At 35.3% G+C, this 26,578-nt stretch carries 18 protein-coding genes and 1 pseudogene; 9 read left to right on the top strand and 10 right to left on the bottom strand.

Annotation, left to right across the window (positions count from 1 at the left end; genetic code table 11):
• Positions 1-19: 19 nt before the first annotated feature.
• From CW751_RS10215 to CW751_RS10200, 4 genes are all read right to left on the bottom strand, one after another.
• A complete protein-coding gene (locus CW751_RS10215) occupies positions 20-1,777 on the bottom strand; it encodes an efflux RND transporter periplasmic adaptor subunit (RefSeq protein ID WP_101334903.1) in 1,758 nt (585 codons plus the stop codon).
• Between the two features lies 1 nt (position 1,778).
• On the bottom strand, positions 1,779-2,987 hold the full coding sequence (locus CW751_RS10210) for a TolC family protein (RefSeq protein WP_101334902.1): 1,209 nt from the start codon (positions 2,985-2,987) through the stop codon (positions 1,779-1,781).
• Complete coding sequence (locus tag CW751_RS10205) at positions 2,984-6,781, bottom strand: efflux RND transporter permease subunit (RefSeq protein ID WP_101334901.1); 3,798 nt, start codon at positions 6,779-6,781, stop codon at positions 2,984-2,986. Before CW751_RS10205 ends, CW751_RS10210 begins: the two co-directional genes overlap by 4 nt.
• 105 nt (positions 6,782-6,886) lie before the next feature.
• Positions 6,887-7,321: an HYC_CC_PP family protein gene (locus tag CW751_RS10200; RefSeq protein ID WP_101334900.1), complete on the bottom strand. Its 435-nt coding sequence runs from the start codon at positions 7,319-7,321 to the stop codon at positions 6,887-6,889.
• Between the two features lie 819 nt (positions 7,322-8,140).
• On the opposite strand from CW751_RS10200, the gene CW751_RS10195 reads away from it, so the two are divergent.
• From CW751_RS10195 to CW751_RS10160, 8 genes are all read left to right on the top strand, one after another.
• Positions 8,141-8,854 carry a pirin family protein gene (locus tag CW751_RS10195; protein WP_101334924.1) on the top strand — a complete coding sequence of 238 codons (714 nt, stop codon included), beginning with the start codon at positions 8,141-8,143 and terminating at the stop codon, positions 8,852-8,854.
• A gap of 20 nt (positions 8,855-8,874) precedes the next feature.
• Positions 8,875-9,159 (top strand): GNAT family N-acetyltransferase, encoded by a 285-nt coding sequence (locus CW751_RS10190; RefSeq protein ID WP_101334923.1) that lies wholly within the window; start codon positions 8,875-8,877, stop codon positions 9,157-9,159.
• Between the two features lie 16 nt (positions 9,160-9,175).
• Entirely contained in the window at positions 9,176-9,628 is a 453-nt protein-coding gene (locus tag CW751_RS10185; protein ID WP_101334899.1) for a DoxX family protein, read from the top strand.
• A 22-nt stretch (positions 9,629-9,650) separates the two neighbouring features.
• A complete protein-coding gene (locus tag CW751_RS10180) occupies positions 9,651-10,088 on the top strand; it encodes a DoxX family protein (protein WP_101334898.1) in 438 nt (145 codons plus the stop codon).
• A gap of 48 nt (positions 10,089-10,136) precedes the next feature.
• Positions 10,137-10,658, top strand: a complete 522-nt coding sequence (locus CW751_RS10175; protein ID WP_101334897.1) for a YceI family protein — start codon at positions 10,137-10,139, stop codon at positions 10,656-10,658.
• Between the two features lie 6 nt (positions 10,659-10,664).
• Entirely contained in the window at positions 10,665-11,294 is a 630-nt protein-coding gene (locus CW751_RS10170) for an NAD(P)H-dependent oxidoreductase (protein ID WP_101334922.1), read from the top strand.
• A 216-nt stretch (positions 11,295-11,510) separates the two neighbouring features.
• Positions 11,511-12,077 (top strand): elongation factor P, encoded by a 567-nt coding sequence (gene efp, locus CW751_RS10165; RefSeq protein WP_101334896.1) that lies wholly within the window; start codon positions 11,511-11,513, stop codon positions 12,075-12,077.
• Between the two features lie 60 nt (positions 12,078-12,137).
• Positions 12,138-13,583 (top strand): alpha/beta fold hydrolase, encoded by a 1,446-nt coding sequence (locus CW751_RS10160; protein ID WP_101334895.1) that lies wholly within the window; start codon positions 12,138-12,140, stop codon positions 13,581-13,583.
• 297 nt (positions 13,584-13,880) lie between these two features.
• Here the strand turns inward: CW751_RS10160 and gyrB are convergent.
• The 5 genes and pseudogenes from gyrB to CW751_RS10135 form a co-directional block, all read right to left on the bottom strand.
• A pseudogene (gyrB, locus tag CW751_RS10155) lies at positions 13,881-15,841 on the bottom strand (DNA topoisomerase (ATP-hydrolyzing) subunit B).
• Between the two features lie 600 nt (positions 15,842-16,441).
• Positions 16,442-17,827: a dicarboxylate/amino acid:cation symporter gene (locus CW751_RS10150; protein ID WP_101334894.1), complete on the bottom strand. Its 1,386-nt coding sequence runs from the start codon at positions 17,825-17,827 to the stop codon at positions 16,442-16,444.
• Positions 17,828-17,830: 3 nt separating this feature from the next.
• Positions 17,831-18,898 carry a chorismate synthase gene (aroC, locus tag CW751_RS10145; protein WP_101334893.1) on the bottom strand — a complete coding sequence of 356 codons (1,068 nt, stop codon included), beginning with the start codon at positions 18,896-18,898 and terminating at the stop codon, positions 17,831-17,833.
• An 11-nt stretch (positions 18,899-18,909) separates the two neighbouring features.
• The gene (locus CW751_RS10140; RefSeq protein ID WP_240612564.1) at positions 18,910-20,322 is read right to left on the bottom strand and encodes a phosphohexomutase domain-containing protein; all 1,413 of its coding nucleotides are present in this window, start codon (positions 20,320-20,322) and stop codon (positions 18,910-18,912) included.
• Positions 20,323-20,448: 126 nt separating this feature from the next.
• Positions 20,449-23,355: an AsmA-like C-terminal region-containing protein gene (locus tag CW751_RS10135; protein WP_101334892.1), complete on the bottom strand. Its 2,907-nt coding sequence runs from the start codon at positions 23,353-23,355 to the stop codon at positions 20,449-20,451.
• Between the two features lie 93 nt (positions 23,356-23,448).
• On the opposite strand from CW751_RS10135, the gene CW751_RS10130 reads away from it, so the two are divergent.
• On the top strand, positions 23,449-24,195 hold the full coding sequence (locus tag CW751_RS10130) for an outer membrane beta-barrel protein (RefSeq protein ID WP_101334891.1): 747 nt from the start codon (positions 23,449-23,451) through the stop codon (positions 24,193-24,195).
• A gap of 456 nt (positions 24,196-24,651) precedes the next feature.
• Here CW751_RS10130 and CW751_RS10125 read toward each other — a convergent pair whose 3' ends face one another.
• Positions 24,652-26,403 carry a M61 family metallopeptidase gene (locus CW751_RS10125; RefSeq protein WP_101334890.1) on the bottom strand — a complete coding sequence of 584 codons (1,752 nt, stop codon included), beginning with the start codon at positions 26,401-26,403 and terminating at the stop codon, positions 24,652-24,654.
• Between the last annotated feature and the right edge of the window lie 175 nt (positions 26,404-26,578).

Genomic DNA, 26,578 nt, shown 5'->3' with positions numbered 1-26,578 from the left:
GTTTTTGATTATTAATTAACTATTTGATTACTTGTTTTACCTCACCACATTTCAACATCGCTTCACCATAATATGGATTCTTAATCTCAGACTCTAAACTCAACCAATCTGCACCGTTGTTGTTATTCACCATAGGACAATGTTCGATGTAAATGGCCTTGTCCATCGCTCCAAAAGATTTCAGAATCATAATTAATTGATTCGAAATTTCCTCAAATGGTTTTCTAAGCTCTCCAATCTCTTTAGTCGAAATTGCTTTTTTTAATTCCTTGCTTAGAACGTCACTTCGCTTCATCCAAAAGTCATGGGCTTCGCCTTTAAAAATTTTCATGTCAACTTTATTTAAGATTGTAGTCATTTCTTTCGCACTTGAAATTCCAGCTTTGAAATCGTCATTTACGAGATTGTTTTTTAATTTGAAATAAGCTTCGAAAAGTGGAGACAAGGCATCTTTTTCCTTTTGACCGATGGACATTTCTTCCATTGTCATAGTTTCAGAATGAGAAGCTCCTCCGTGATTATGTCCCGTAACTGGCTTGCCACCTTCAGGACTCATCATACTTGGTTTACCCGCCAACTGTGCTGCGGCATCAATGCTGAAGGTTCCGTTGGTAGCAATTTCTTCGCCTACTTCCAATCCTTCTTTTATGATGTAGCTATCTCCCAAGGAAGATCCTAAAGTCACTTTGCGCATGAGAAAACTCACTTGTTCTGAACTACTGGTTTTTACATACACCAATGATCTTTCTCCCGTCCACATTACCGCAGATTTGGGCACAACAATCACTTTTTCTTGTTGCTCCAATTCGCTTTTTACAATTCCTCGAACAAACATATCGGGTTTTAATCTTTTCCCTGGGTTCTTGATAATGACCCTAGCCGATGCAACTCTTGTTTTGGAATTGATAACAGGATCGATAAAAGAGACTTCGCCGTTAAAAGTTTCGTTAGGCAAGGAGCGAACAGTAAACTCCACTTTGTCGCCTTTTTTTACCCACGGAATATCGCTTTCGTAAACATCAAAAAGCACCCAAACGGTACTGATATCTGCAATTTCATAGAGCGATTCTCCTTTTTTAATGTAATCGCCGAGATTGATGTTTTTCTTTGTTACGATTCCTGAAACATCAGCCAAAATTGGAAATTGTTCTTGAATAGTTTCACGCTCTATTATCTGATTGATTTGTTTATCCGTTAATTTCCAATTTTGCAGTTTTTCTTTGGCGGCTTTATATAAAGAAGGTTGTTCTTCTTTTATTTTTTTCGCCTCAAATAATTCCTCTTGGGCAGCTACCAATTCTGGAGAATAGATGTATGCCAAAACTTGTCCTTTTTGAATGGATTCTCCTGTAAAGTTTACCGTGAGTCTTTCAATTCTTCCCGGAATATGAGAAGATTGAGAATACACTTTTCTTTCATCGGTTTTTACCTTTCCATTCATTCTTACTTCCTTGATAGGCTTTTGTTTAGAAACAATGGAAGTTTGTACAGAAGCCAATTGCATAGCAGTAGGCGACATCTTGATTTCCATTGGGTCTCCGCCCTCATTTTTGTCATCGCTTAAAGGAATTAATTCCATTCCACATATCGGGCAGTCGCCTGATTCTTGACTTCTAATTTGTGGATGCATGGAACACGTCCAAATGGTTTCTTCGCTGTGGTCGTGTTGTTCGGTTGGTGATGTACTTTCTTTTGACGAACCAAAAATCAACCAACCAAAAAACAATCCTAAAATTAAGGTGAACAAAGCGATGTATATTGTTTTTCTATTTTTCATTTTATTCTGATTTTGCTGTTAAATAATCGAGTTTAGCTAAGGCCGTAAAGAAATCTTTAACCGCTGTAGCTTTTCCTATTTGATAATTAATTAAATCTTGTTGCATGCGCAGTATTTCTTCAAAATCATCGCCCGAATTGCTGTATTCCACTTCGAGCAGATGAATAACTTGTTTGGTTCTTTCAATTTGTTGTTGATAAAGTAAAAACTTTTCCTTTGCACGATCCAATTCGTATCTTGTCATTTCATAATTGGAAATCAACTCATTTTCAAAGTCTTGTTTATAAAATTCAATGGCATCTTGTTTCAATTGCGCTTCCTTCTTCAAAGCTTTGTATCGATTTCTATAAATGGGAAGAGAAATACTCACCATAGGCATTACCATATTTCTAGCATTGGGCATAAAGCCATAATCTAGGCCGACTCCGAAACTTGGTAATCCTTCTTTATTGGCTAAGGTTTCCGAAGCTTGAGCGGACTGATATTCTAAATCCAAAGCTTTTAAACTGGGATGATTTTCCAACAAGCTGTCTCTTCTATAATTCAAAGGGATTTCTGCCAATTGTATCGTTTCTTCAATTTCTATTGCGGCTGTATCTGATTTATTCAACAGCCTATTGAAACGCACCGTAAAAGGTTTGATCTTTTCTTCAAGCAACTTAATTTCTGTGGTGGTGCTTTCAATTTTGATATCCACCCGCAGCACATCGGCCATACTGTTTTTGCCAACTTTAAATCCCGTTGTGGCGAGTTGCTTATAACTTAACAACACCTTTTTATTCTCCTTTTGCAATTTGAGTTCCTGATGCAATTCGTAAAGCGGATACCAAGCCGACTTTACCTCCATAAACAGTTGATTGCGTTCATTTATAAATTCCTGATAAAGTGCTTCGGATTGAAGTTCATAAACACTGCCCGAGGTTTTTAACGTACCAAACCAAGGAATCGTTTGTCGAATGCCTAAGCCTGCTTTTTGATTTCCTGTATGAGGTGTACTTGGACTAACCAGATAGCTAAATGAAATACTTGGATTGGGCAAAGAATTGACTTGCGCAACTTTTTCCACACTCGCTTCAAAATCGGCATACTTCGCTTTAAGTAATGGATTGTTTTCTGCAGCTTCCTCTAAATATTTATCCAGAGATTGCGAAAATCCTTCCCCACTTATTCCTATCAATAGGATCAATAAGATTTTTAAATATAGTTTCATTTCGATTCTTTTTTAAGTTTATGTTCTTCCTTCCAGTAGTATAATACAGGAACAACAAAATAAGTGATAGAAGCCAGCAACATTCCACCAAAAGCGGGAATCGCCATTGGAATCATGATGTCGGCTCCTCTTCCTGTTGAGGTGAGAATGGGCAACAAGGCAATAATGGTTGTGGCTGAAGTCATAATTGCAGGTTTAATTCTTCGTTGGCCTGCAATAACCACCGCTTCTTTTATTTCTTCAATTGAATTTGTTTTGTTTCTTTTAAAACTTTGATCGAGGTAAGTTCCCATTAAAACACCATCGTCGGTGGCAATTCCAAACAAGGCGATAAATCCGACCCAAACCGCAACACTCATATTAATAGTAGAGATTTGAAAAAGATCTCTCATGTTCATATTAAAAAAGTTGAAGTTTAAAAACCAATCTTGACCATAAAACCATAGAATGATGAACCCACCACTAAATGCCATGGCTATTCCAGTGAAAATCATCAGGGAAGTACTCACAGACCTAAACTGAAAATAAAGAATAAGGAAAATGACCACCAACACAAGTGGAACGATTATCGCTAGCCTTTTTTCTGCTCGGACTTGATTTTCATAACTCCCCGAGAATTTATAACTAACGCCATTGGGTACGGTTAATTCACCATTATCAATTTTATCTTTGATATGATTTTGTGCAGCTTCTACCACATCCACTTCGGCAAATCCATCTTTTTTGTCTAACAGTACATAGCCTACCAAAAATGTGTTTTCACTTTTTATCATTTGTGGACCTCGAACATATTCAATATCCACCAATTCAATCAATGGAACTTGAACTCCCGTTGGAGTGGGTACAAATACTTTCTCCAGCTGACTAGGATCATCGCGGAGTTCTCGTGGATAGCGTACACGCACAGGAAATCTTTTACGTCCTTCTACAGTTGACGTAATTTCCATTCCACCAACAGCCGTTTCCAAGGTTTGTTGCACATCTTCAATATTCAATCCATACCTGGAAATGGCATCTCTATCAATATCGAAATGTAAATAAGGTTTCCCAACGATTCGGTCTGCAAAAACAGCTTCTTTTTTTACCGAAGGAACTTCTTTTAGAATAGTTTCCAGTTCCATTCCAAATTTCTCAATGGTTTCGAGATCTGGCCCAAATACTTTGATTCCCATCGGTGCTCTCATTCCCGTTTGAAGCATGACTAAACGTGTTTCAATCGGCTGTAGCTTAGGAGCAGAAGTTAATCCTGGGATTTTTGTTACCCGAATGATTTCATCCCAAATATCATCAGGAGATTGGATGCTTTTTCTCCAATTTCGGAAGTAAAGTCCATCTTCATCGGCAATTAAATTTTCTCTTGAGATATTTTGATTTAACGCTTCTTCATTGCTTAAAGTGTCTCCATTTTTTAGGATATAATTATCTTCATCATCCACTTTAAAACGGTCACGATGTCCTTTTTGGTCTAATAAATATTCGGGTTTGTAGTTAATCACATTTTCATACATGGAAATTGGAGCGGGGTCTAATGCAGACTCTACTCTTCCCATTTTACCAACCGACAATTCTACTTCTGGAATATTGGCCAAAAGCATATCCAATTGCTGAACCACTTGTTTATTGTGTTCAATTCCAGCATGTGGCATAGAAGTCGGCATCAATAAAAAGCTTCCTTCATCCAAAGAAGGCATAAATTCTTTTCCTAATCCAGGTAAAGAATGGGAAATTCCCGACCAAACTTTGGTGGTTCTGATGTTTACTCCGATTTTGTCAAGCCCAGTGGCTACAAAGCCAAACATAGTGTTAAATCCTAACCAAGCTGTTGAACCAAAAAGAATTACAAAAGTGGGAATCAATAAAAACTTGACTTTGTTGTCTAAACACCAGTTTAAAATGTGGGTATAGTATTTTTCCAATAGATAAAATGCCCCCAAAATGAGACTCACAATAACTCCTACAAATAAGAAATTCATTAAAAGAGAATTGCTTGGACCTAGTGGCATCCAATATTTGGCTAACAACCAAACTACAGAAACCACGGTGATATATACCGTAAGGTTTTTGGTGATTCGATTTTGTTTGCTGTACTCGGTGATAAACCAAGCTATTCCAAAAGCCAACAAAGTTAAACCGCCCCACAAACTCATCCACATAGCAACAAATAACCCACCTACAATTAGCAGTGTATTGAGTACAATTCCTTTGGTGTTTTTCTTGATGTTAATTTTAAAAACTAAATGAGCAAGGGTGGGAAGAATAATCAAAACCACAATTAATGAAGCAATAAGAGCAAAGGTTTTGGTAAACGCCAAAGGTCGAAATAACTTTCCTTCTGCTGCTTGCATAGTGAAAACAGGAATAAAACTTACGATTGTTGTGGTTACCGCTGTCAAAATAGCTGAGCTTACTTCTGCCACTCCATTATAGACCGTATCAATTAGTTTTTGGCTTTTGGGAGATTCTTTAATATGTTTTATGACGTTTTCAGAGAGAATAATTCCCAAATCGACCATGGTTCCAATGGCAATTGCAATTCCCGATAAGGCTACAATATTGGCATCGACATTGAAATAGCGCATGGCAATAAAAACCATCAAGATGGCAACAGGAAGCAAACTTGAAATAAGAATGGAAGCGCGTAAATTGAGTACCATCACCACAACGACTAAAACCACAATCAATAATTCGAGTGACAATGCTTCTTCCAAGGTTCCAATGGTTTCATTGATGAGTTCCGTTCGGTCATAAAAAGGCACAATAGTCAATTGACTTTCTGTTCCATCGGCTAAGGTTTTCTTGGGTAATCCACTGGCAATTTCATCTGCTTTATCTTTAATATTATTGATGACTTGTAAAGGATTAGCTCCGTATCTTGCCACAGCAACACCACCTACAACTTCAGCACCGTCTTTATCTAATAATCCACGTCGGGTAGAAGGTCCCAAGTTTACCACCGCAATGTCTTTGATTCTAATGGGAACATTGTCATTTACCGTAACCACAGCTTTTTCGATATCCTCGATACTTTCCACATATCCAAGACCTCTTACCAAGTACTCCGCTTTATTGATTTCAATGGTTTTGGCTCCAATATCTCGATTTGAATTCTTTACAGCATTCATCACATCATAAAGTGGGATATCATAAGTTTTCAAGGCATCGGGATCTACATCGATTTGATATTCTTGAACATAACCTCCAATGGAAGCCACTTCAGAAACTCCTTCCACCGCATTAAGGTTGTATTTCACAAAGAAATCCTGAACAGTTCTGATCTCATGTAAATCCCATCCCCCTGTTGGATTTCCTTCTTTATCTCTTCCTTCCAGCGTGTACCAATACACTTGGCCGAGTGCTGTGGCATCGGGACCCAAAGCTGGTTGAACATCATCAGGTAATAAATTGGCAGGAAGTGAGTTCAATTTCTCAAGAATACGAGAACGCGACCAATAGAACTCAACATCTTCATCAAAAATAATATAGATGCTACTGAATCCGAAAATGGAAGAACTCCGAATTGACTTAACTCCTGGTATTCCGAGAAGAGAAGTCGTTAACGGATATGTGATTTGATCCTCAATATCTTGAGGTGATCTTCCCATCCATTCGGTAAAAACAATTTGTTGATTTTCTCCAATATCTGGAATAGCATCAACGGCTACGGGGTCTGAAGGCAGAGATCCTGTGTCCCAATTAAATGGTGAGGTCACCAAACCCCAGCCAATAAATAAAACTAATATCAAAAAGGTTACTAACTTGTTTTCAAGAAAGTACCGAATAACTTTATTCAACATAACAAATAATTAAAAATGAAAAATTCATTCATTGAGGTTTGCAAATAGCATCCTCACTCATCATTCTAATATTCAATAAGAATGAATAATTAATGTATGTTGTTTCTAAATTATGAATACCTGATGCAAGACAGAAATATCTTGATTAATCAAAGGAGGTCGATAGGCTTCAAGTGAAGGCTTTTCTTTTTGAAGTAGTAAGTGATTGTTTACAAAAGAATAAGCAAAAGCAACGGCAAATTTAAAATCTAAATGTGTGTTTGGAGTAACCTGTGCTTGATTATAGTCGAAGTCAGCATCAAAAGAAAGATATTCATTCTCGCAACAACCTTTTTTATGAATGACTTCTTTTTGATTGTGCTTATCATTTGAGCAAGATTTCATTTCTTCCTGAGACATTCCACAATCTAAGTCTGCTTGTGTAAGACTAAATGAGGATTCTACCGCCTCACCATCACAGTAATGAGTGATAAATGTTAGTCCCGAATTGAGTCCGAGAATAACGATTATTAATGATATGGATAGAAAATTTTTCAGCACAACTTTGAATTAAAACAAATATATACAAATAAAAATGATAAAGTGTTATCATTTTATGATTTATTCTTGCTTTTATTTGAGGCTTTGGTTGTAATACATTTGATTTCAGTTGATTAATTTATACGGATTGAAGTCAGATAAAGTATTTCTAAACTTTTAATCATCTTTTTCATCATGATTCCCCACAATTATACCAGTATGGCATTAATAAGATTTCTCTTAATCTACCAGCTTAGCGTTAAGCTTTTTAAATTTTAAAAATCCTAAGACAGTGGTTTTCGCTTCAAAGTATATGTGCATCTGTTTTAATAGGAGAAATTGTTAGTGGTATAATAACGGTGAATCAGTTTTTATTTCCTTTTTCTGAGCATTAACGATATATTCTACTCTTTTTCTACTTTTGGATCACTAATGTCTGCATTTTTACTTTTTTCCTCTTGCTTTCTCCACAACTGCTATCCTGATCATATATGAAAATTAAAATTTTCATATATGGAAGAATTTAGACAAGTTATTCTACATAATTCATCATTCCCCCCGCTCCTACCGCTAAAAACATCGAATGTCGGATTTTCATAAGTTTACCCCTTTTTTTCATATTCCACATTCTCAATAACTTCCGCACCTTTGTACTGTATTAAATCAGCAAAGGAAATGAATCGTAATAAGTTTTTAAAAAGAGCAATTTTAACGGGTGCAGCTGGAGCGATTGCACCGCAAATATTAAGTTCTTCCAATAAAGAAGCGATAAAATCTACTTACGATACATTGAGGCAACAAGTAGGATTTAATCATTTACCCAATAAAAACTTAAAAAAGATGAACACAGTAATACATAAAGCAGAAACAAGAGGACACGCAAATCACGGCTGGTTGAATTCACACCATACATTTAGTTTTGCAAATTATTATAATCCTGAAAGAATGAATTTTGGGGTTTTACGCGTCTTAAACGACGATACAGTAAGCGCAGGAATGGGATTTGGAACACATCCTCATGACAATATGGAAATTGTATCTATTCCTTTAGAAGGAGATTTAGAGCACAAAGACAGTATGGGAAACACCGCTGTCATAAAGGAAGGTGATGTACAGGTGATGAGTGCTGGTACGGGGGTAACTCATTCTGAATATAACAAAAACAAAGATCAGCAAGTTAAGTTTCTTCAAATTTGGGTTTTCCCTAATAAAAGAAATGTAACACCTAGATACGATCAAATTTCTTTAAAAGATATTAAAGTTGAAAATAAATTTTATCAAGTGGTTTCACCTCACAAAGGAGAACAAGGAGTTTGGGTAAACCAAGACGCTTGGTTCTATTTAGGAAATTTTGAAAAAGGGAAAGCAGATGAATATAAAATCAAAAAAGAAGGAAATGGCGTGTATGCTTTCATTTTAGAAGGTGAAGTAGAAATCAATGGTGAAAAACTCTCTAAAAGAGATGGAATGGGAGTTTGGGATACAGATGCAATCAATGTAAAAGCAAGCGAAGATGCACGTGTACTTTTAATGGAGGTTCCAATGTCACTGTAATAGTGCAAAAAATAGCAGAGATGGAAATAACAATTAAAGAGAGCGAATCAAAAGGATATGCCATTGCAAAAGAAGATGGGAAAACCGCTGGTAAAATGACTTATTCTAAGTTCTCTACTTCCAATATAATCATTGATCATACGGAAGTAGAACCAGAATTTAAAGGTCAAGACGTCGGTAAAAGACTATTGATAAAAATTGTTGAAATGGCACGAGAAAGTGAATTAAATATTTTGCCCTTATGCCCTTTTGCAAAAGCAATGTTTGAGAAAATGTCAGAAATACAAGATGTATTGAAAAAATAAATGTAAAAGAAATATTATGAATCTTTTAGAGAAATTAAAATGGGCTTCTGGAATTAAAACTTCCAAAACACAAACTGTGTTTAAGGTCCTGCTTGGTGCGGCACTTTTATTTGCAGGAATTAGTCACCTAACATTCAACAGACAAGAGTTTGTAGCACAAGTTCCGCTTTGGGTTCCTCTTTCTGTAGATTTAGTCGTTGTACTTTCTGGAATTGTAGAAATAATACTTGGTTTAGCACTCATTGGATTAAAAAAATGGAAGGCTTTGGTTGGTATAGCTACGGGAGTTTTCTTTATACTAATTTTCCCTGGGAACATTTCACAATATGTTAATGAAGTCGATGCTTTTGGATTGGATACTGACCAAGCTCGTTTAATCAGATTGTTTTTCCAACCCATCTTGGTCTTATGCGCAATTTGGTCTACTGGAGCAATTAAAGCCGTAAAAAACAGAAATAATAAACAATAATTATCAATTTAAAATTACAAAAATGAAACAAATAGTAAACATTTTATTCAAATCAGGAAACTACGCAAGTAATGTAAATCTTGCACTTTTAATCCTAAGAGTTACAATCGGTATATTAATGTTAACGCATGGTATAGGAAAGTTTGAGAAATTGTTTTTAAGCGAAGGACCTATTCAATTTGCGGACCCTCTAGGAATTGGGGCTGTAGCGTCTCTAGTACTTGTTGTTTTCGCAGAAGTATTTTGTTCCATTTTACTAATCTTTGGGCTAGGAACACGAATTGCAAGCATCACTTTGTTTATCAATATGATCATCATCGCTTTTATCGTTCATATTAATGATGGTTTTGGAAAGCAAGAATTCGCTTTGCTATATGCACTCCCCTATCTCACAATTACACTTATTGGTGCTGGAAAATATTCACTTGATTATTTGATCGCCAAAACTAAGACTCTTTAAGAAAAAGCAATTTTAATAAATAGTAATAACAATAAAAAACAAAATAAAATGAGTAACACAACAAATTGGACAGTAGATAACGCACATTCAGAGATTGCGTTTAAAGTAAAACACATGATGATCTCAACAGTAACAGGACACTTTGAAGAATTTCAAGCTAAAGCCACTACTGATGGAGATGATTTTAAAAATGCAAAGTTTGAATTTAGTGCTAAAACAGCATCTATCAATACCAAAAATAAAGACAGAGATGCACACTTAAAATCAGATGACTTTTTTAATTCGGAAGAATATCCAGAAATGAAGTTTGTTTCAAAATCTTTTGATGGAGAGAAAATCGTAGGTGATCTAACTTTAAGAGACGTAACGAAGGAGGTTGTTTTGGATGCTGATTTTAACGGAGTTGTAGTAGATCCTTATGGACAAACCAAAGCTGGGTTTGAAATCACAGGTCAAATCAATAGAAAAGACTTCAACTTAACTTGGAGTGCTGTGACAGAAGCCGGAAGTGTGGTTGTTTCTGACAAAGTCAAATTAGTTGTAGATATTCAATTTACAAAAGAGGCTTAAGTGGAAATGCAACTCATAGAAAATCTCAAATGGCGATATGCTACAAAGAAATTTGATGCCACAAAGAAAGTATCAGCAGACAAGATAGCGCAAATTAAAAAGGCGGTTCAACTTTCTGCTTCTTCCTACGGACAACAGCCTTATTTGGTTTTAGAAGTTAAAACTCCTGAAATTAGAGAAGCATTAAAGCCTCTTTGTTGGAATCATTCACAGATTGTAGATGCTTCGCATTTATTCATTTTCTGTAGTAAAATCAGAAACACAAATAAAGATGTTGATGATTCAACTCAATTGAAGTCTGATATTCGTGAAGTTCCACTTGAGGAAATAGCTGGGTATGGAGCGTTCGTTAAAGGTAAACTCAAAGAGAAATCGGATGAGGAAATGTTTTACTGGACACAAAAACAAACGTATATTGCTTTGGCTAACGCGTTGAATGCATGTGCCGAATTAAAGGTTGACAGCACGCCAATGGAAGGATTCGACCCTTCTGATGTGAATGAGTTACTTGGACTTAATGAAAAAGGACTAAACGCAAGTGTTTTATTGGCTATCGGCTATCGACATGAAGAAGATCAGGCACAATATGCCAAAAAAGTAAGAAAACCTTTAAATGAAATTTTTCTTCGAGTTTAAACATAGTTTTAATTAATGCAAAAAAAGGCTTAAGATGTTCTTAAGCCTTTTTTTATTGGGCATTGATAATTCATAATCCAAACATTTCCTAATTTAGAATCGAGTGGTTCTCCAATTCGTAATTAAATCATTCGTAATTCTATAAGGATTCGTAATGAGCTAAGGATTCTTAATTAAACAATTGTTTGTATCTTTGGGAACCAATAAAAATTAATTATGGCAAATACTTCAGATATAAGAAACGGACTTTGCATTAACTTAAATGGAAAATTGTCCACAATCACAGAATTTCAACATGTTAAACCAGGAAAAGGTCCTGCTTTTGTGAGAACAAAACTTAAGGAGATTGAATCGGGAAAGACTTTAGATCATACCTTTTCTGCGGGTCATAAAATTGATGTAGTTAGAATTGAAAAAAGGCAATATCAATACCTTTATGAAGAGGAAGGAACTGGGTATCATTTTATGAATACAGACAACTACGAGCAAGTTTTGATTCCAAGTCACATGATTGAAAATCCTTTGTATTTGCGTGAGGGAATGATTTGTGATGTAACTTTTCATGCTGAAGAAGAAAATCCTCTGCTTGTAGATTTGCCGATGTACATTGAGGCAGAAATCACTTACACTGAGCCTGGAATTAAAGGAGATACAGCAACAAATACAATGAAACCGGCTACAATAGATACGGGAGCGGAAATTAGAGTTCCTTTGTTTATTGATACAGGAGAAAAAGTTAAAGTTAACACTGAAAAAGGAGAATACGTTGAGCGTATAAAATAAATCCCCTCAATTGATAATTTGAAAGCCCGATAATATTGGGCTTTTTTCATTTCTAAAAATATGGAAAAGTTAGTCGTTATTCATGGAGCATTAGGAAGTCAAAAAGAATTTGATGCTATAATTCCTTCGTTAAACAAGAACATTGAAGTTATTCCTTATGAAATTCCCCATCACGGAAACAAAAAAGACAGCGATGTTGATTTTGAAATGTCGGCTTTAGTTGTAGATTTTATTGATTTCATGGAAAAATTTGGTCCTGCTTCAATTTATGGCTTTAGTTTGGGTGGATATATCGCTTTGGCTGCAGCACAGGTCAATGCCAAAAACATTAAAGGAATTATAACCCAAGGAACAAAATTGGATTGGACTCCAGAAAGTGCAAAAAAAGAAACGGCTGGTTTAAACATAGATTTTCTTTCCACTAAAGTCAAAGGCTTCTACGAGTATCTCCTTGATTTACATGGTGAGTATTTGTCCGAACTATTGCATAAAACTACTTCATTCATGACTACTTTGGGAGCTAATCCATTGCTTACTCCTGAAAGCGTTAAACAAATTTCTGTTCCAGTTAGCATGACACGCGGCGGAAGAGACAAAATGGTGAGTAAAGAAGAAACGCTTTTAATTTGCGAAAACATTAAAAATAGTCGCTACTTTGAAGTTCCTCACATGATTCATCCATTGGGATTTATCAAGCCAAAACATATTAGTAGGCACATTACAATTCAATTGAACAGTTTTAATTATAAGTGGACGCCTACTCCATTCGGTGAAATGGCTTATGAAGTTATTGGTGACATTAAAGATGAAAATCAGCCCATTGTTCTTTTCCTACATGAAGCCATTGGATCTATTGCTCAATGGAAAGATTTCCCGAAAAATCTATGCGAAAAACTAGATTTACCAGGTATTGCTATAGAGTTTCCTGGATACGGATTTAGTGAAAAGGAAGACAAAAAAAGAGACGCCAAATATTTACATGAATTTGCTTTAGAATACCTCCCTGCTTTCCTAAAATCCATTGAATTAAAAAATCCAATGTACATTGTTGGGCATTCGGATGGCGGAACAAATGCTCTACTCTACAGTTCGAAGTTTCCCAAACAAGTTAAGGCAATTGTTACGATGGCAGCGCACTACATCAATGAAAAAGAGACAAGAGCTGGAATTCAGCCTGCAATAGATGCTTGGGAAAATAAGAAACTGAAAGGACTTGAGTTTTATCATGGCGCAAAAACTGAACGTTTATTCTTTGCATGGGCCAAAACATGGCAACAAGCTGATTTCAAGAATTGGAATATTTCTGAAGACATCAAAGGAAACGCTGTTCCTGCTTTAATTTTACAAGGAGATGACGATCAATACGGAACTGATCAACAAGTAAATGGAATTGTGGAATTGTTAGAAAATGCAGAAGGATTTTTCATTGATGATTGTGGACATGCACCGCATTTAGAGAAAGAAGAAGTCGTGATAGAAAAGATCATGGAATTTGTTGGGAGATGAATATTATAGGGACGGTTTGCATATCAGGATAACAATCTAATTAAAACATAATAGGAAAGCTAATTAAACCACATTGCAAAACCCGCTATTACATTAGTAATCAAAATTCCACCTGTTATTACAGTTAAAAAAATCCTTAGGAAATTAAAAAATCATATTTTTCTAAGGGAAGGATCTTTTCTTCAGCACTTACTATCAATGTGTTTCTAAAAAATCAAAATGAGTTAATCCTAAAAAGAAAAAATGCCGTACTCTTTCGAATACGGCATTTATATTATCGTGAATCTCAATTATAAATTAAGTATCAATCGTTGCATATTTTGCATTTCTTTCGATGAAATCTCTACGTGGCGGAACATCGTCTCCCATTAACATAGAGAAAATCTGATCTGCTTCAGCTGCGTTGTCAATTGTTACTTGACGCAACATTCTTGCTTCTGGATTCATTGTTGTATCCCAAAGTTGCTCTGCATTCATCTCTCCAAGACCTTTATATCGTTGAATTCCAACTGATGTTCTTGGTGCGTTTCCACGTAACTTATCGATAATCGCATCTCTTTGATCATCATCCCAAGCATATTCAAATTTTGCTCCTCTCTTCAATAAATAAAGAGGTGGTGTAGCAATATAAACATAACCTTGTTCGATCAACTCTTTCATGTATCTAAAGAAGAAAGTCAAAATCAAAGTCTCAATGTGCGCCCCATCGACGTCGGCATCACACATGATTACGATCTTGTGATATCTTAATTTCTCAGTGTTTAAGGCTTTCGAATCTTCTTCAGTTCCTACTCTTACCCCAAGTGCTGTATAGATATTTTTGATTTCTTCGTTTTCAAAGATTTTATGCTGCATTGCTTTCTCAACGTTCAAAATCTTACCACGTAAAGGCATAATCGCTTGGAAATTTCTGTCACGACCTTGCTTTGCAGTTCCACCTGCCGAATCTCCCTCTACAAGGAATACTTCACAAACTGCGGGATCTTTTTCAGAACAATCGGCTAACTTACCTGGAAGACCACTTCCAGACATAACGCTCTTACGTTGTACCATTTCACGTGCCTTACGTGCAGCATTTCGAGCACGAGCAGCAATGATTATTTTTTCAACGATTTTTTTGCGTCATTAGGATGTTCCTCCAAATAGTTGGTCAACATTTGAGTAACCGCTTGTGAAACTGGCGCTTGAATCTCTCTATTTCCTAACTTCGTTTTGGTTTGTCCTTCAAATTGAGGTTCTGCTACTTTAATAGAAATAATTGCAGTTAACCCTTCACGGAAGTCATCACCAGCAATTTCAATTTTTTCTTTGGCCAACATTCCAGATTCATCGGCATATTTCTTCAAAGTATGCGTTAAACCACGACGGAATCCAGAAAGGTGAGTACCACCTTCGTGGGTATTAATGTTATTTACATACGCCAGAATGTTTTCTGTGTACGAATTATTGTACATCATAGCTACTTCAACGGGTATACCATCTTTTTCGCCTTCCATGTAAATAATTTCTTCAATTAAAGGTTCTCTAGATTTATCTAAAAACTTAACGAACTCCTTTAATCCACCTTCAGAATGAAATACTTCAGATGGTGATTTTCCTTCTTCATCCTTAGAATCTTCTCTTAAATCAGAAATTGTAATGGTTATTCCTTTATTTAAAAATGCCAACTCTCGCATACGTGCCCTTAGGGTATCGTAATTGTAATTTACATCTTCAAAAATTGTTGGATCTGGAGAGAAAGTTACAATGGTTCCTGTTTTATCAGATGTACCAATTTCCTTTACCTCGTATTGAGGAATACCAATTTTATATTCTTGTTGAAATATCTTACCATCTCTATGTACAACAGCTGATAAATCTGATGATAAAGCATTCACACACGATACACCAACACCGTGTAATCCTCCTGAAACCTTATATGTATCTTTGTCAAACTTTCCTCCAGCGTGAAGTACAGTCATAACAATTTCAAGTGCTGACTTATTTTCTTTGGTATGAATAGCCGTTGGAATACCACGTCCATTATCTTCTATTGTAATAGAATTACCTTCGTTGATTGTTACTCTAATGGTATCACAATAACCACCCATTGCTTCATCAATGGAGTTATCAATAACCTCGTACACCAAATGGTGTAACCCCTTAACTCCAACGTCTCCAATATACATGGCTGGACGTTTTCTTACCGCCTCGAGACCTTCTAATATCTGAATATTATCCGCTGAGTAATCCTCTCTTTTTTTTTCTTCTTCACTCATTTGTTTACAAATAAATTAAAAATGTAATCATTAATCTCGAAAATTCAAGACTTAACAAAGATACGAAATTAACAGCTATAAATAAGGGGAATTTAAAGGTTTTTCAACGGGGTTATCAACAATTTAAGCTAGTTATTTGTTAGCCGGATAATGTAAGTAAAAAACGATTTCTTTTTCACTTAAAACAAGTCTGTTCATCATGTTTTTTTGAACACTACAGTCCGATTAAAAGCTTTTACTGTAAAAATAAAAGTTTCGCTCCATTTCTTATGCCTTTTTATTCAGTCTTATTACCCTTTTAAGGTCTTCATGAGCTCACTGCGCTTCGGTTGTTTTTTCAAAGAAATGCAATTCCATCCCGAGCCCTCGGGATGGAATCCCAAATGCCACGAACAGACTTCTCCTCAAATCTAAGCCCTTAGAATCGAAAAACAAGCTATAACACTGAATAGCTAAAGGCTAAAGAAAAATCGAAAAGTTTATGTCGGATGTCAGTGGCTTTCACACACGAATATAATATTGTTTTTGATTTTAATAAAACCTAAGGAAAAACATCAAATCTATTCAGTCAAAGTGATTCAACGATAAATAAATACAGAATCAATTGTGTGCTGATTTCCCATAATAATCATCCCAATCTTTAACTTGGGGATCTCCAAGTTTATCTACTGATTTTGCAATCAACATGGATACTGCGGCATCACCTGTTACATTTACAGTTGTTCGCAACATATCCAAAGGTCTATCAATGGCGAAAATCAAGGCTAATCCTGCTTCTGGAATACCGGCTTGTGCTAAAACAATCACTAACATCACCATTCCTGCGCCTGGAACAGCTGCTGAGCCAATACTTGCTAAGGTAGCAGTGGCAATAATTCCCAGTTGAGCATATAAATCCAAATCCATTCCGAAGGCTTGCGCAATAAAAATAGCCGCCACAGCCTGATACAAACTGGTTCCATCCATGTTTATTGTGGCACCAATTGGTAGTACAAAGCTCGTTACTTCTTCTTTTACACCGAGGTGCTCTTCTACTCTTTCCATTGTAACTGGTAAAGTCGCAGCAGAACTACTCGTGCTGAACGCCAAAAGTTGGGCTGGTGAAATTCCTTTTAAAAAATTAGCAGGTGTTCTTTTCGTAAAAAGGAAAACAATAAATGTATAAATAAGAATCATTAATAATAAGCCTGAAATAACACATATTGCGTACCAAAGCAAGGCAATAAATAAATCTTTACTTGGTGATTCTACTACCAAACCAGCTAATAAAGCAAATACTCCGATTGGTGCAGCAAGCATAATTAAGTCAATTAATTTTAAAATCACTTCATTAAAACCATCAAAAAATGCTTTTACAGGCCCTGACTTATCTTTAGGTATTAAAATGAGTCCAATTCCGAAAAATATAGCAAAAACAATTACTTGCAGCATATTTCCATTATCCGAAGCAGCATTGAAGATATTGTCGGGAATTAAATCTTCTAAAGCTCTTAATGGCCCATTCTCTTTCTGTTTTGCAGCGCTATCAATACTTTTTCCAGCTTCACCACTGTAGTTTTCTATTAGATTTTCTCGGGTCTCTGAAGTGATGGTTTTTCCAGGCTGAATTATATTTACGATGATAAGTCCAATAGATACCGCTATAATAGTTGTGGCTAAGTAGGTTAAAATTGTTCTCAGTCCCATTTTTGAAAGCTTGGATATATCTTTTAAATCGGAAACGCCTTTTATTAAGGAAGCCAGAATTAGCGGAACAGCGATCAATTTTAAAGCATTTATAAACATACTTCCAAATGGCTTAATCCAGTGTCGAACAAATAATTCTGCGTTGGAAATCGGTATCTCTTCTCCTGCTACAGAAATTGTTGTCATTGCACTTCCCCAAGGCGTCATTAAGAGTATTAAACTAAACAATACTCCCGCTCCCATTCCAATGAGAATCTTCCAATGCAGGGCCAGTTTTTTCTTTTTGTTCTTGTTTGACATAAATTAGATTTGTGTTGTTTTGTGTCGTAAGACATGGTCAAATACTGTTATAGCGGCCATTGCTTCTACAATTGGAACAGCTCTTGGGACAACACAAGGATCGTGTCTTCCTTTGCCTTGCACCGTAACATTCTTTCCGTGCTTATTGATGGATGTTTGGTCTTGCATAATCGTAGCCACAGGTTTGAAAGCAACACGGAAATAAATTGGTTCACCATTTGAAATTCCACCTTGAATTCCACCACTAAAATTTGTTACAGTCTTTTCATTGGATTGAAAAACATCATTATGTTCACTTCCTTTCATTTCAACACCTGAAAATCCAGAACCATACTCAAATCCTTTCACTGCATTAATAGAAAGCATAGCTTTACCTAAGTCTGCATGTAATTTATCGAAAACAGGTGCTCCAAGCCCAACAGGTACACCAGTAATTTTAGAAAAAACGACACCCCCAATAGTATCGCCTGCCTTTCGAATCTCTTTAAGATATGTGATCATTTCAGCGGCTTTTTTCTCATCTGGGCAACGTACTTTATTTTCCTTTTCTGGTAAGCTTATCTTTATCAAATCTCCCGATAATCGGATTGGACCTATTTGCGACACAAATGCATGGATTGATATACCATAATGACTTAAAAACTGTTTGGCTATCGCTCCTGCTACAACCCTGCACGCAGTTTCTCGTGCACTTGATCGTCCGCCGCCACGATAATCGCGATGTCCATATTTTTTATCATAGGTAAAATCGGCATGTGATGGTCGATAAACATCTTGAATATGACTGTAATCTTTTGATTTTTGGTTTTCATTTTCAATTACAAAACCAATGGGAGCCCCAGTTGTTTTATTTTCAAATACACCCGATAAAAAGCGAACTGTATCTGATTCTTTTCGTTGTGTAACGATATCTGATTGTCCTGGTCGTCTTCGATCCAACTCCAATTGAACAGCGTCTAAATCTAACGAAAAGTTAGAAGGCACACCATCAATAATTCCACCAATGGCTTCTCCATGAGATTCGCCAAAAGTAGTAAGTCTAAAAGTATGTCCTATGGTATTACCAGCCATCTAATAATGTTCTATTTTTGGGTAATTGTTGATTCGGTAGTTTTTAGAATTTTCCTCACCTCCTCTAAATCATGTGCTTCTGCATAAATTCTTAGTACAGGTTCTGTACCTGACGGACGAATCATTACCCAAGCGTCGTTTGGCAAGTAAAATTTAAATCCATCAATGGTTTCCACCTTTTCTACTTTATAATTTCCGAAAGAAGTGTAAACATTGTCTTTACAGTTATTTATAATTTCTTGTTTTAATACCTCATCAATATGTAGGTCACTTCGTTCAAATTTGAATGCACCAACAATTTCATACACCTCATCAATTAAGGACGCTAAAGATTTACCAGATTTCGCCATGAATTCCCATATAATCATTCCCATCCAAATCCCATCTCTTTCCGGAATATGACCTTTTGTAGCAATACCACCAGACTCTTCACCACCAAGTAAAACATCCTCTTCAATCATATATCCTGCAATATGCTTAAATCCAATCTTCACTGTTTTATGTGCCAAACCATAATGTTCACACATTTTAGCAATTTTAGGAGAACAACTAAATGCCGTAATTACCTTTCCAGTCATCTTTTTGTATTTGACCATATAATGAATCAATAAAAGAATAATGTGGTGTGAATCTATAAATTCTCCTTCTTTTCCAAATAATCCAATACGATCTGCATCACCATCTGTTGCTAACGCAGCATCAATGGAACCATTCTTTTTAATAAAAGCCTCTAGTTCTTTTAAATTTTTGGCAATAGGTTCTGGTGCCTGACCTTTAAAACCTGGATTATGTTCGCAATGTAAAAAATGCATGTTCGGAAATAATGGTTTGAGAACATTCTGTCCTGAACCATACATTGCATCAAATGCTAAATTAAGACCTGATTTTTCAATTGACTCAACATCAAAGTTCTTTTTTACGGCATCAATATATTCGGTTTCTAAATCAATTTGAACCAATTGCTTTTCTTTTAAGGCAACATCCAAATCATAACTCATGATTTCAGGAGCAACATGCTCAGGAATTAGGTCTTCTACCTCTTGAATTTTATCGGGAAGTAAAGGCCCTCCAAAATTTGATTTCAGCTTATATCCTCCGTAGGAAGGTGGATTGTGTGAAGCTGTTAAAACGACGCCAATATTTGCATCATACTTTTTCGCGCCCATTGACACCATAGGTGTTGAAACAAATCCATCCGCATAAAAAACTTTTATCCCATAATGTAAATATACCTTTATGGCTGTTTCCATAAATAGTTTACCATTAAAACGACAGTCGTGACCTATCACTATTACAGGTTCATTTGATTGTTTTTTCACCCATAAAGCCGTTCCTGCAGCTACTCTAGCAACATTATTAACTGTATATTTATCTCCAATAACGGCTCTCCAGCCATCTGTTCCAAATTTAATTTGATCTATCACTTTTTTTGTATTTTTTTCAATAATGGAATGCTAAAATAATAATGTTTGTCTATTGATGGTTTTACAAACCTATTAAAAAGCAATAGGAGGCTAAAAACCTCCTGATTTGCATTTCATTATTCAAATTTATTTTCCTAAATTATCGGCACGTTCTCTGGCCTTATCCATGTAGTTATTGGCACGTTGATTCGCTTCTCTTTCAATTTCTTGCGCAGACTCCTCTCCTTTTTCACGGATTTTCTTTGCAGCAACTTCCGCCGCCTTTTTACGAAGGGGATTATTTCCAGCATCATCGATTGTTTTTTGTGCACTTTTTTCTGCTTGTGCTCTAGTCTTATCTGCAAGTTTTTTCCCTTCTGCTTTAATTTTATCCGCCTCTTTTTGTGCTGCGTCTAACAACTCTTGTTTTTTCTTTTCTAATTCTTTTTTTGCTTCATCTACTTTTTCATCAACTACAGCTTTTACACTGTCTTTAGCCTCTTCAATTTTATCATCCACAAAATCTTCTACTCCACCCTTGATGTCACCACCAAGTTCAAGTAATTTTTCTTTTAAATTGGTTTTAACCTTAGGATCTGTAATTGTATTGGTCAACAAGGCTGTAATTGGAATATTAGCAGGTAGCTCCTTCATGTTAAAACCAGGGATGTTTTTTGCTTTTGCGATTGCTTTTTCAGCAATTTTAAGAATTTCTCCAGGAATTTCTTCCTTAGGAATATTCATTTGAAGGGTGTAATCAATATCTTGTTCAAAAGAGGTTGTACCACTAACATTTGTTTTAATCTTACCCATTTTAATGTCGAATGGCTTTACCTTAACCTTTCCTTCTTCAAATTCAAAGCTTGCTCTTAAATTATCAAACGTTTGTTTTTTTAACTTTTGAATTTCTAAAGCATCTCCTAATTTTTTGAGTGGTTCAAATCCTTCTATGACTACTTGATTTGAGAACAATGTTCCATCTCCTGCTAATGTGTTATATATCGGCTCAAAAGATGGCTTCAAGCTTGTTGTCATCTTAAAATCAGATGAAATTGTTCCTTTAGCATATTTAGCAACTGGCGCTAGCTTTTCGATTGTAACAAAGTTCTCAGCAAGACTTTGAATATTTAAACTCTTTATGCTATAACTAAAATCCATTTTTGGAACAGCCTTATTTTGTGTATTATATTTACCATCTAAAGTCACAGAACCACCCAAAGTATTCATGTTTAAACCTTCGAGAATTGCTTCTTGGTTTTTTATAATTACGTTCCCAGAAAGATCATTTATATCCATTCCGTCATAAATGATTTTATCTATGGATGTATTTAACACAAAATCGATTTTCTCTGGAATCAACAAAGGTTCCGTCTCCTCTACTGTTGTATTTTCTGTTGTTTCAACCTCTTCTGAGGTACTTCCCGACTCTGTACTTGATTCTGTAGGCGGCATAATTTCATCAACATCTAATAAATTAGAATGATAATTAAAAACACCTTGTAAATCTCCTTCATCAAAGATATAAGCCATATAGTTTTTAACTTCTCCATCCATCGAAAAATCACTTTTACCCATATTGGCTTTTAATTCTGCCAATTTTAGTTGTTGCGGTGAAAATTCAAATAGTAGATTCTTAATATCTACTGCGGCAGGTAAATCTTCAGATGCATAATGCATGTCTTGCAATCTTAAACTCCCTTCTGCATTGAATTGATCGTATTCTTCTTTTTCAAGGGTTGACATGCGACCATCAATTGACAAGTCTGAGGTTAACTTCCCATTATAAGTCTCGCCTTCTGCTAAGGGATAAACCTGTCCAATAGTTGCCAAATCTACGTCCATGTGAACTTTAGATTTCATGTAAGGATCTGTCATGGGATTCTTCAAGTAAAAATTTGCATCAATTGTATTTCCAACAAAAGAAGCTTTCAACTGGTCTACATCGATAGTCATTGCATCAAGATTAGCTCCTCCAGGAAATTTAGATCCAGCTATAATATTAACATTATTAATATTTGCAGGCATATCAGGATAAGCGATTGAGGCACCATTTACCTTAGCGCCAAAATCCCAAGCAGGTAATTTTTCTGCATCCATTTGACCTTTTACAAATCCATTCAAGCTCAAACTTCCTTTTGCAACCATACTTTCATAACCTGTATGATAGAATGCAGGTACCAAAGACAGTAAATCTTTAAAACTTGTATTGGATGCAGCTAATTGAATATCCATGTCATCATAACCTTCAAGCATTTCGTAAAAACCATCAAAAGCAAGTGTTAAAGCATTTAGACTTAACTCATTTTCCTTTAGTGTGAACTTACTACTCTTTTCGGTAAACTCCATAAGAATATCCATATCTAATGCTGTTTTAACCTTAGATAAATAGGACAATCCGTCCATTTTAAATGTAAGTTCATCCATTTTTGTATCTGTCTCAAAATCGATAACATCCGCTGTCATATCTCCACTACCAGAGTGGTTTAAATTAACTAACTCAGCATACATAGGTGATAATCGGTCATCATAAATGATATTCCCTTCCTTAATTTCATAATATTCTAAAGAGAACTTAAACGGAGTTGAGGTTGTGTCTGTTCCTTCCTCAGCCATTTCTTCGGATGATTTCATAATATCATAATTGGCCAATCCATTTTCAAGTACCTTAACATGCACATAAGGCTCAATTAAACTTACAGAGCGAACAGAAATATCCTCCATATTGATTACACTCCAAAAGTCAAGTTTGGCTTCGAAAGAAGAAATATCAACTAATTGAATCCCTTCGAAATCATCTCTTCCTGTTACGGAAACATCTTCAAACGTCAATTTCATTTTTGGAAACGATGAAATGATCGTTAAGTCAAAATCGCCAACCGCGACATCAGCTTTTAACATTTTATTGGCTTCAGCCAGGGCAATTTCTTTTAATTGATCTTTAAAAAAGATTGGAATTAAGAATAATGCAACTAGCAATAAGACAAAAGTAATTCCTGTAATTTTTAGAATTTTCTTAAATACCGACTTCTTCTTTTTTTCTTTTTTGGATGACATATTATCGTTTTTCTCAGTTTATTTTTAAAATTATGCTTTAATTAGCTAAATATAATTGAATTTTTCATTTTTCAATTCCAATTCGACAAAATTATGGTGAAAAAAGCAGCAATATTTATTTTATTATTAATTCCAAATTTATACAATGCTCAAATCATTACGCCAGAGCAAAAGGAACCCGAGAAAAAAAAGAAGGAACAGAAAACAAAAGAAGTAAAACCTATTCAAAAATCAGGAACTGAATTGTACTTTGGCGTTAATCCTGCCTTTACCTACCGCACATTAGAGCAAAACGAAGGGATTTTTGGCAAACCTTTAGGCTACCGGGAAAGTGAAATTGGTAAATGGACTACTGGTTTCAATGCTGGAGTAAGAACGAAATTAAGTAAACACATAAAACTGGCCATTGGTATTGGTTATTCCAGCAACAGAGTGCACTATGACTACACTCAAAAAGATTCTATTTTTAGATATACAAATACCTATAGACATATTTCATTCCCTATAAACGTAGCTTATAGTTATGGCGAAGACATTTCTTTTTATGGAGGGATTGGAATCATTCCCAAAGCGTTTTTATCTATGAAAAATGAAACAACAACATTAGATGATTTTGATAACGAAGAAACACAAGAAAACATAATTAGAGATCCTTATCAATTTTTCTTAATAGATGTGGCTGCGCAAATAGGAACTCAAATTAAATTCTCCCCTCATTACGGAGTTTTCTTTATGGTTGAAGGTCGACGACAATTAAACAATAACTTTTCCAAACAAGGTGATTTTATCAGAAAACCTTTTGCTATTGGATTTAATGTAGGAATAGAAGTTTATTTATAGAGCTACGCTAAATACAATCCTTGCTTACTGAAAATATTACGACATTTAACCCATATTATTAACTTCGTTGAGCTCGCAAGCTCGGTTCAGCACATTTCTTATTTTTAATAACTAATTGTCTGATTTTAAAATAACTAACCTGGTTTTGTATCGTATAAAACTACCCCAAATTTGGGTATCTGTCCTTAATGTTTGGATTCTTTTGATTTTATATTTCAATTGTAATTTATTGATATAGAGCACTATTATCATCAAATCACGAATCTCATCTAAAATACAAAATAATCTCATGAACCGAGCTTGCGAGCTCAACGAAGTTAATAATCCGGGTTAATTCTTGTCGAGAATTCAGCGCGCATCCTATTTTCAACAACAAACCAACAAAAACAGACCAATAAACTTCTAGACAATTAGCTTGTTTTTACCGAAAAGAATATGTGCCACAAAGAATATGCGCTATTTTGAGGAATTTCTATTTCTAACCGTTCGCTCACCTAAAGCAGCATCCCTCCATTCATCAAAAGCGTGGATTTGATTCTTGTCTGGTGCATCAATTAATCTTAAAAAATAACGTTGATAATATGGACGATGCGATTCTGGGATATGCAATTGAATAATCTCTCCCTTTCTATTAATTGTTATCTCTTTGTCATCAGTTCTAAAGAACTTTGCCCAACGGTTTACATTATTTTTGATGGCCATTCCATTAATAGCAACAATTTCATCTTCAATCATTGCTCCAGCAACATCCAGTGGACCTCCAGGATACAAGGCTTTTATAACAGTTTTCTCTAGTGTTTTTAAGGTTTTTGCACCTAAATATGCTGCTACCTCATCTTTTACAGGTTCATTTTCAAATGCAATACCGATATATTCGAAACAATCAACTAACAATGTTGAATAAGATTTAGTTCCATGAACATAGTCATCAAAAAACCACTGCATAGAAACTCCCGCAATGTTTTCAATTGCTGCTTGGTAATCTTTTTCGGTGATTCCCTTACCTAGCGAACCAAAATTATAATATAGACTACGCATAACATCGTCAAGACCACGTTTATTCGCAGTATTTTTCAATAAATAAATATCGACAATAAAAGCCAACAAACAACCTTCTGTATAAATTGATACTTTTCTTCCAGGAGCACCAGGAGTGTATCCATCCAACCACGTATCATAGGAAGAAGCTGCTACAGAATAATTAAAACGTCCGAAATTATCCATGTGTTTTTGAATTTGAGCATCTAGTTCTTTTAAATACTGTTCGATTGTAAATACACCACTTTTAAAAAGCATCAAATCTCCCATGTAGGTCGTCACCCCTTCAGCAATGTAACCTAGTTCAGTATAATTCTCTTTTTTAAAATTATAGGGCACCATTTCTATTGGTCGAATCGATTTAACGTTCCAAGTGTGGTATAACTCATGTGAACTTACGCCTAAAAGTTCTTTATACAACTCTTCAAACACGGCGTAACTTGGACCAAGTGTTATTACTGTTGATTTAGAATGTTCTACGCCATGATATGTTTTATAAGGTAAAATTTGAAAAAAGAAATGATATTCATCCGTAGGGAATTTTAAAAACCTTTTGATTTGTGTTTTTGTGAAGGCAGTAAAATCTGTAATCAATCGCTCCCAATCGGGTTTTACAACTCCGTTGAACCAAACGTAAAAAGTTGTACCTTCTACTTCATAACTTGATTTTTGAAGGTTTGAAGAACAAATAAATGGATTATCTACTAATTCATCGTATCCTTTAGCAGTAAAGGAATTATCCTCCACTTTTAACGAATGGGCAATCTCCCAAGTCTCTGGAATATTTAATTGAACGGTGATTGGATCATTGTATTCTTCATCTGTAAAAACACAGCAATTTACAGGATTGACATACAACTGAGAAGCATCCAAAAATGTTGAACCTGCGTTCATTTCTGTTGCATAATAACTATATTTGACAGTAAACGTTTGACAGCCTTCCGTTTTAACCGTCCACGTATTTTTATTCTCTTTTTTGTATTCTAATGACTTTCCATCACCATTGTGAATTTGAAAATGGTTAACGTTTTTCGCAAAATCTCCTAATTCATACCTTCCAGGTCGCCACGCCGGAAAAAACAAGGTGGTTTCACTTCCTGTTGCTTTTATTTCAGCGGTAATTTGTATGTATTGTTGTTGTGGTGATTTAATGTCAAAAGTAAATTTCATAACTGTATTTTATCTTCAGTAACAAAAATAAGAAATTTAAACTACTTTTTCTTTTTGAACACAATACTAAATATAGAAGTATTGCCTAAATACGCATAACGGTTTGTTAATAAAAGTACAGGTTATTGATTTTAAAACTTCAGCCAGTAATTATGTTAACTTAAATCTATTTAAA

The organism is Brumimicrobium salinarum (genome assembly GCF_002844555.1).
Classification (GTDB): Bacteria; Bacteroidota; Bacteroidia; order Flavobacteriales_D; family Crocinitomicaceae; genus Brumimicrobium; species Brumimicrobium salinarum.
The sequence above is the reverse complement of the archived record's forward strand: the minus strand, read 5'-3'. Positions and strand labels throughout refer to the sequence as shown.

What these genes read in the sequence shown, in the direction of transcription:
- CW751_RS10215 (WP_101334903.1), bottom strand. Translation starts at nt 1,777, where the DNA reads ATGAAAAATAGAAAAACAATATACATCGCTTTGTTCACCTTAATTTTA.
- CW751_RS10210 (WP_101334902.1), bottom strand. Translation starts at nt 2,987, where the DNA reads ATGAAACTATATTTAAAAATCTTATTGATCCTATTGATAGGAATAAGT.
- CW751_RS10205 (WP_101334901.1), bottom strand. Translation starts at nt 6,781, where the DNA reads ATGTTGAATAAAGTTATTCGGTACTTTCTTGAAAACAAGTTAGTAACC.
- CW751_RS10195 (WP_101334924.1), top strand. Translation starts at nt 8,141, where the DNA reads ATGAACACAGTAATACATAAAGCAGAAACAAGAGGACACGCAAATCAC.
- CW751_RS10190 (WP_101334923.1), top strand. Translation starts at nt 8,875, where the DNA reads ATGGAAATAACAATTAAAGAGAGCGAATCAAAAGGATATGCCATTGCA.
- CW751_RS10185 (WP_101334899.1), top strand. Translation starts at nt 9,176, where the DNA reads ATGAATCTTTTAGAGAAATTAAAATGGGCTTCTGGAATTAAAACTTCC.
- CW751_RS10180 (WP_101334898.1), top strand. Translation starts at nt 9,651, where the DNA reads ATGAAACAAATAGTAAACATTTTATTCAAATCAGGAAACTACGCAAGT.
- CW751_RS10175 (WP_101334897.1), top strand. Translation starts at nt 10,137, where the DNA reads ATGAGTAACACAACAAATTGGACAGTAGATAACGCACATTCAGAGATT.
- CW751_RS10170 (WP_101334922.1), top strand. Translation starts at nt 10,665, where the DNA reads ATGCAACTCATAGAAAATCTCAAATGGCGATATGCTACAAAGAAATTT.
- efp (WP_101334896.1), top strand. Translation starts at nt 11,511, where the DNA reads ATGGCAAATACTTCAGATATAAGAAACGGACTTTGCATTAACTTAAAT.
- CW751_RS10160 (WP_101334895.1), top strand. Translation starts at nt 12,138, where the DNA reads ATGGAAAAGTTAGTCGTTATTCATGGAGCATTAGGAAGTCAAAAAGAA.
- CW751_RS10150 (WP_101334894.1), bottom strand. Translation starts at nt 17,827, where the DNA reads ATGTCAAACAAGAACAAAAAGAAAAAACTGGCCCTGCATTGGAAGATT.
- aroC (WP_101334893.1), bottom strand. Translation starts at nt 18,898, where the DNA reads ATGGCTGGTAATACCATAGGACATACTTTTAGACTTACTACTTTTGGC.
- CW751_RS10135 (WP_101334892.1), bottom strand. Translation starts at nt 23,355, where the DNA reads ATGTCATCCAAAAAAGAAAAAAAGAAGAAGTCGGTATTTAAGAAAATT.
- CW751_RS10130 (WP_101334891.1), top strand. Translation starts at nt 23,449, where the DNA reads ATGGTGAAAAAAGCAGCAATATTTATTTTATTATTAATTCCAAATTTA.
- CW751_RS10125 (WP_101334890.1), bottom strand. Translation starts at nt 26,403, where the DNA reads ATGAAATTTACTTTTGACATTAAATCACCACAACAACAATACATACAA.